The organism is Thermoplasmata archaeon (genome assembly GCA_035632695.1).
Taxonomy (GTDB): Archaea; Thermoplasmatota; Thermoplasmata; order RBG-16-68-12; family RBG-16-68-12; genus RBG-16-68-12.
On the sequence record DASQGG010000084.1, the window covers coordinates 1 to 5,656 of the forward strand.

The 5,656-nt window shown below is 67.2% G+C and carries 6 protein-coding genes; 1 reads left to right on the plus strand and 5 read right to left on the minus strand.

Features of this window, described 5'->3' with window-relative positions:
• Positions 1 to 48 precede the first annotated feature (48 nt).
• On the plus strand, positions 49 to 561 hold the full coding sequence (locus VEY12_06155; protein ID HYM39710.1) for an Lrp/AsnC family transcriptional regulator: 513 nt from the start codon (positions 49 to 51) through the stop codon (positions 559 to 561).
• A 3-nt stretch (positions 562 to 564) separates the two neighbouring features.
• On the opposite strand, the gene VEY12_06160 is transcribed toward VEY12_06155, so the two are convergent.
• The 5 genes from VEY12_06160 to VEY12_06180 all read right to left on the minus strand — a co-directional run.
• Complete coding sequence (locus tag VEY12_06160; protein ID HYM39711.1) at positions 565 to 1,995, minus strand: hypothetical protein; 1,431 nt, start codon at positions 1,993 to 1,995, stop codon at positions 565 to 567.
• 1 nt (position 1,996) lies between these two features.
• A complete protein-coding gene (locus tag VEY12_06165) occupies positions 1,997 to 3,520 on the minus strand; it encodes an FAD-binding oxidoreductase (protein ID HYM39712.1) in 1,524 nt (507 codons plus the stop codon).
• 88 nt (positions 3,521 to 3,608) lie between these two features.
• A complete protein-coding gene (locus VEY12_06170) occupies positions 3,609 to 4,025 on the minus strand; it encodes a twin-arginine translocase TatA/TatE family subunit (protein ID HYM39713.1) in 417 nt (138 codons plus the stop codon).
• A gap of 335 nt (positions 4,026 to 4,360) precedes the next feature.
• Complete coding sequence (locus VEY12_06175; protein HYM39714.1) at positions 4,361 to 5,224, minus strand: twin-arginine translocase subunit TatC; 864 nt, start codon at positions 5,222 to 5,224, stop codon at positions 4,361 to 4,363.
• Positions 5,225 to 5,281: 57 nt separating this feature from the next.
• Positions 5,282 to 5,656 (minus strand): molybdopterin-dependent oxidoreductase (locus tag VEY12_06180; GenBank protein HYM39715.1); only part of this gene is annotated, 375 nt, incomplete at its 5' end.

Sequence of the window (5,656 nt, forward strand, 5' to 3'; positions counted from 1 at the left end):
CATCGGGGCGATTTGGCCCGGGGCGCGCCGGGGAGGGGTATTCCCGCCATGACAACCCACACCGCAGATGAGATGCGCCTCACGGAGCGCTGGAAGGGACTCGACCTGCGTCTCCTGCCGATCGACGAGGTCGACGTACGCATCCTGAGCCGTCTTCGGGAGAACGCCCGTCTCTCCAACGTGGAGATCGCCCGGGACCTCTCCATCTCCGAGGCGACGATCCGGCGGCGGATCAAGGCCCTGGAGGACAAGGGGATCATCCAAGGCTATTCCTGCTACCTGAACTACCAGCTCATCGAGAATCCCGTGAAGGCCTACGTCCACCTCGCCGTGGAGCCCGGCCGGCGGGAGTCCGTGGTCGCCCGCGTCACCGCCCACCCCCGCGCGATTGCCGTGTACCGCGTGACGGGGGAACATGACGTGCTCTGCGTGATGTTCTTCGTGGACATGTCCGAGCTCCACGAGTTCCTGGACAAGTACCTCCAGATTGACGGGGTCCGCCACGTGGACACGCAGATCGTGCTGAGCCCCTACAAGGGCGTCCCGTGGACCGGCGTGTGAGCGTCAGGGGCGGACGAGCGGCTCCAGGACGTGGGCCGAGTCGAACCGGAGCTTGATCTCCCGAAGCAGGCGCATCCGCTCCAGGTAGCCGGGTTCCTCGTTCCAAAGGTGCGCGAGCCGCGAGGTGAACACGGCGCCGGGGATCTTCTCCGCGACACGGAGGACGCCCTTGGAGAGGTCGTACGCGTGGGACCGGTCCTTGGGCGCGTCGAAGAACGGGTACGCGGACAGGGTGCCCGACGCTCGAAGGCTGCCGTAGAAACCCACCTTGGCCGCGACTTGTTGGCCCAGGGCCTTCAGGCGGTTCGCGAAATCCCCGACCGAGGCCGCCGGGAGCCGGACCTCGCCCACGAAGAGGCTCCGCTCCGCCCGTTTCGCGGTCTTCTCGTACTCGGGCGGCGGGACGTCGAACGGGTTGGGCACCTCGGCGGATTTCACCTTGCATCCCGCGACCGCGGCATCGAGCGCCTTCTCGCGCGCCGCCAGGCCGGTGGGCGTGCCGACGAGCGCGACCTGAATCGTGAATGGATCCGCCACGAGACCGGGACGCAGGATGCTCGCCGCGACGGCATCCGTGATGTGGACCCAGGGGAAGCGCGCACCCGTCCGCGGGAGCTTGTCGAGCGCGGCGGAGAGCTTCGCGGGGTCGTCGAACGTGTACGTGAGGGTCTTCCGTGCGGCGGGCCGCGGCGCGAGCCGCAGGGCAACCTCCAGGGGAACGCAGTATTCGAGGGCCACCGAGAGGGTCGCATGAAGGACGTCATACCCCGTGCCGTTGTTCGACGCCTCCTCGAACCCGATTCGGGTCCGGTGGCCGAACGCGGACACCGTGCGCAGCGCGTTCACGAAGGCGGAGAATTCGCCCTCGTATGCGGCGAACGGTGCATCGCCCCAGACCGCATCACCGAGGGAGAAGTCCAGGGGTACGGTCGGGACCACGGGGAGCGCATGCCCCTTCGTCATGGCCTCGTCGTACAACCGCTTCCAAGGAAGGCCCACCTGGGCCAAGGCGGAGTGGCCTTGCTCCGGGAACGTGAGACCCGCGTACGCGGAGAAGTCGACTTGGACGCCCCGTTGCTCGGGGACGAGCCAGTCGTACGTCAGGAGCATCCGCGGGCGCACGGTGAGTCCGATCTCGCGGTCTTTCCCCACCCCGAGCTGCGTGCGGAAGTAGTTGTAGTCTTCTGCCGGGAGCCCTAGGCTGAGCGTGCTCTCGGCGCCGTTGAGCACCTGCACGACCTTCCGCAGATCCGCGTCGTCCTTGATCTTGACCGTGACGGCCGGGGCGCGCGTGAGGTCCGCGATGATCTCCCGCGGGAGGACGCGGTCGTTCCGCACGAAGAGCGCGTGGATCAGCGCCTCGCGGATCATCTCCGACAAGGCGGGGACCTCCGTGGCGGCCTCGATGTAGTTCCAATCCCGGAGGAGGCCCATCCTAGTCCGCCCCCTTCTTGTGCTCGTAGGCCCGGACGAACTTGTCCTGGGTCGGTTTGATCCTCCGAAGGAATGCGGCCAGGTCGAGCCCCACGCGCATCGCAGGAGGCGGGATTGCTCGGATGCCGGGGAAGTGGTACTTCGTCCAGACCTCGATAGTCTTGCCCGGATTCACCTTGCGTTTCGGGTCGAAGACGTCCTTCACGTAGGCGGTGTAGAGGGCCGCGCGGCCGTGCATCGTCCGCAGGTTGAAGACCATGTACAGGCCTAGGCCCATGGGGTGGCCCCCGAGTTCGAGCGCGGCGTCCCCCATCTTCTTCACGTACCCCAGGGCGGTGCCGCCGCTCGGCGTCGTCTCATCCATGAGGACGTACGGCGCCAGGATGGCGGACGTCGCGTCGATCGGGTAGGCTTGGACCGCCCCGTTGAGCTTCAACCTCCGGATGAGGGTGCGCGCGGTCTCGCACGCCTCAGGCAGCCTCGCGAGCGGGACCACGTTGTTCGCGACGACGAGCCCGCGGCTCATCCGGCGGGCGCTGTACATCCGGTACCGCTGGTCCCACAGCTCCTCCGCTTCGGCCGGAGGCCGCTTGGTTGCGGCGGCTTTCGAGGCGAGCGCGTCCGCGGCCTTCTCCTGGTCGGCCACGTCGTCCTTCGCGCCCGCGAAGCACACGAGCACGACGTCCGCGGGTTCCGGCGAGTCTGCGCGGAGCGCGCGTTCGAAGACCAGGTGCTCCTTGTCGAGGAGCGAGATGTGGTACGGCTGGAGGCCGGCGTCCACGACGGTTTGCAGGAACGATGCCGCGGCCTTGAGGCCCGCGAATGCGTGGGCGACGGCCTTCATGGCCTCCGGCTTGGGGTCCAACCGGAGCGTTGCCATGGTGACCACGCCCAGGGTGCCCTCGGCGCCGAAGAAGAAGGGCGTGAGGTCGGCGAAGTGCCCTCCCGGATCACCCGCCGCGGCCGTGTGGAGGACGCGGCCATCGGGGAGCACGACCTCGAGGTCCCGGACGACCTGGCGAAGCGCGCCGTTCCGGAAGGCCCCGAACCCGACCACATCGCTATTGATGGCGCCGCCGACCGTGCTCGCCAGCGCGTTCGTCGGCAGGGAGGGAAGCGTGAGTCCACGCGCCTCTGCGTACTCCGCGACCTCAGCCCAGGTCGCTCCGGCTTCCACGGTAATCGTCCGGCCGACGGGGTCGAAGGCACGGACCTTGCTCATCTTCCGCATGTCGATGAGGACGCCGCCCCGGTTGGGAACCGAACCGCCATACCACCCCGTGCCCCCGCCCCGGGGCACGAGTGGGAGGCCTGATTCGTCGCTCAGCTTGACGAGCGCGGAGACCTCCTCCGTGGTCTGCGGCAGGACCACGAAGTCGGGGTAGAGACGCCACTGAAGGAGCGCGATCTTGGGCAGGGAGGCGAAGTCGTGGCTGTAGACCATGCGCTCGAATTCCGTCCGCGCAACACGCTCGGGACCGAGCGTGTTCACGAGGCGGCGATAGGCATAGTCCGTGTTCGCCAAACTCCCATCTCCAAGCCGCGGGCGTCCGTAACCCCATGGCCCTGATAAAGCTAACGCGGATGGCGTGGTCTCTCGGAGGCGAACGTCCTCAAACGTTGAGTGCTTTGACCACGAGTTCGCGGAGCCGCGTGGGATCCGCGGCCGCGTCGTACACGCCGAGGACCTGAGCCGCGGAGACCACCTGGTTGTCGGGGGCCTTGTCCACCGCGCGTGCGATGTCGAGTTTGACCTGGAGTTCCGACTTCCCCGCGCTCGCGACGCCCAGGGAGTTCGCAGCGCGGTCGAGTTTCATCCGCGGATCCTCCGTGGAGAACTGCTGGGTGATCTCCCGCTCGACCTCCATCCGGCCACGGCGGAACTCGCCCATCGCGCGGCCGAACCCGCGCGCAAGCTCGGGGAGTTTCGACGGTCCGAAAAGGAAGAGGGCCGCGACGATCACCAAGAGGATGATCCACTCGATCCCCTCGATTTGCGCGGTGAGGTCGATGAAGGAAAGCGCCGACACGTTCCCTGCCTCGAGCTCGAAGAACAGGTCCGAGGATTATGAGCCTTTCGGCCCTCCAATACGTGTCGGCCCTCGGGAGGAACGGTCCGACGTGACCTGAGTTGCAGGGGCATCTCGGGGGAACAGGGGACCGGGAAGCTCTAGCCTCCCGAGTCCATTCGCGACCACGCCTCCGGGGACTCGCCACGCATGCCCGGGGTGCGGAGGGGACGTGTACATGGGGCAGGTGTCCTGCCCCGGGTGCGGTTGCGGCCTGCCGGGGCGCGCGTATCTCAGCGGGCTAGCGGATCGCTCGCCCACCGGAAGAGCCTGGGTCCCGACACGTCGTGGGCTCGCTAGGCGGCAACCGCGGATCGTGCGCGCGTCCGCTGTGCCCGCCGTGCGAAGGCGTACCCCAGGACGTACAACGCCAGCATGGGCAGGGAGACGAGCATCATGGTGACCCCGCTCCCGTCCGGGGTGATCAGGGCACCGAAGACGAAGATCCCGGCGGTCGCGATCCGCCAGTGGCGTTTCCAGAACTTCGCCGATACGATGCCCACCGCGGCCAGGCCGTACATGACCACGGGGAGCTGGAACGCGACGCCGAACGCGAGGTTGAACAGGAGCACGAAGTCGATGAAGTTGTCTCCGTACAGGATCAGGAAATCGGCTCCCATGAGGTTCTGGACCGAGAAGAGCAATTGGAAGGTGAAGGGGAGCACGAGGGCGAAGCAGAGGGCGACGCCCGCGAGGAACAGGCCCAGAACGGGCGCGCTGATCCGCCGGACGATCCGCTTCTCGGACGGACGCAACGCGGGACTCATGAACCGTCCCAGCTCGTACACGACGACGGGCGATCCGACGACCACTGCCAGGAAGAAGGCGACCTTGAACATCACGACGTACGCGTCCCAGGGGTGCAGATAGCTGAAGTTCAGCGGCTGGGCCCCGACTCGGGAAGGGACGAGGTAGCCCTTGACCGCCAGGAAGAACTGCGTGGCGAGATTCGGGCTCGACGCGGTCAGGGCCGGCACGAGCATCGGGACCTGCGACCCCCCGATCGGGAGGGTCCCAATCCCGGTCGTCAGGAAGACCACGAACAGGAGCAGCACGGCCACGACGACGACCTTGAGCCGGCGGCGGAGCTCCTCCACATGGTCCCAGAAACCCATCTGCTTCTGGTCCTCGATGTCCTCCGCCGTCGCGATCGGAGCCACACCCTTCGGGCCGCGATTCAGGGCCGTGAATATAGCCGTTTCTGAGGGCCGTAGCCGCTAGAACGAGTAGCGGTCCTCGGTCCAAGGGTCGGCCGTGTTGCTGTAGCCGCGGATCTCCCAGTACCCAAGTTCCTCCGCCTCCGTGAACGTGATCTGGCGGACCCACTTCGCGCTCTTGTAGGCGTACCGCTTTGGCACCAGGAGGCGCAACGGGCCTCCGTGCTCGACAGGCAGCGGATTCCCGTCCCAGCGGTAGGCCATGAGGACATCCGCGTCGTAGAGCACGCCGAGCGGGTGGGATGTCGTGTAGCCGTCGTCGCACCTGAACGTGGCATATTTCGCCGCCGAACGAATCCCAGCGCGCAGCGCGAGCTCGCGCACCGTCACGCCTTCCCACGCGTTGTCGTACGTCGTCCAACCCGTCACGCAATG

Coding starts and splice junctions, on each gene's coding strand:
- VEY12_06160 (HYM39711.1), bottom strand. CDS start 1,995: ATGGGCCTCCTCCGGGATTGGAACTACATCGAGGCCGCCACGGAGGTC.
- VEY12_06155 (HYM39710.1), top strand. CDS start 49: ATGACAACCCACACCGCAGATGAGATGCGCCTCACGGAGCGCTGGAAG.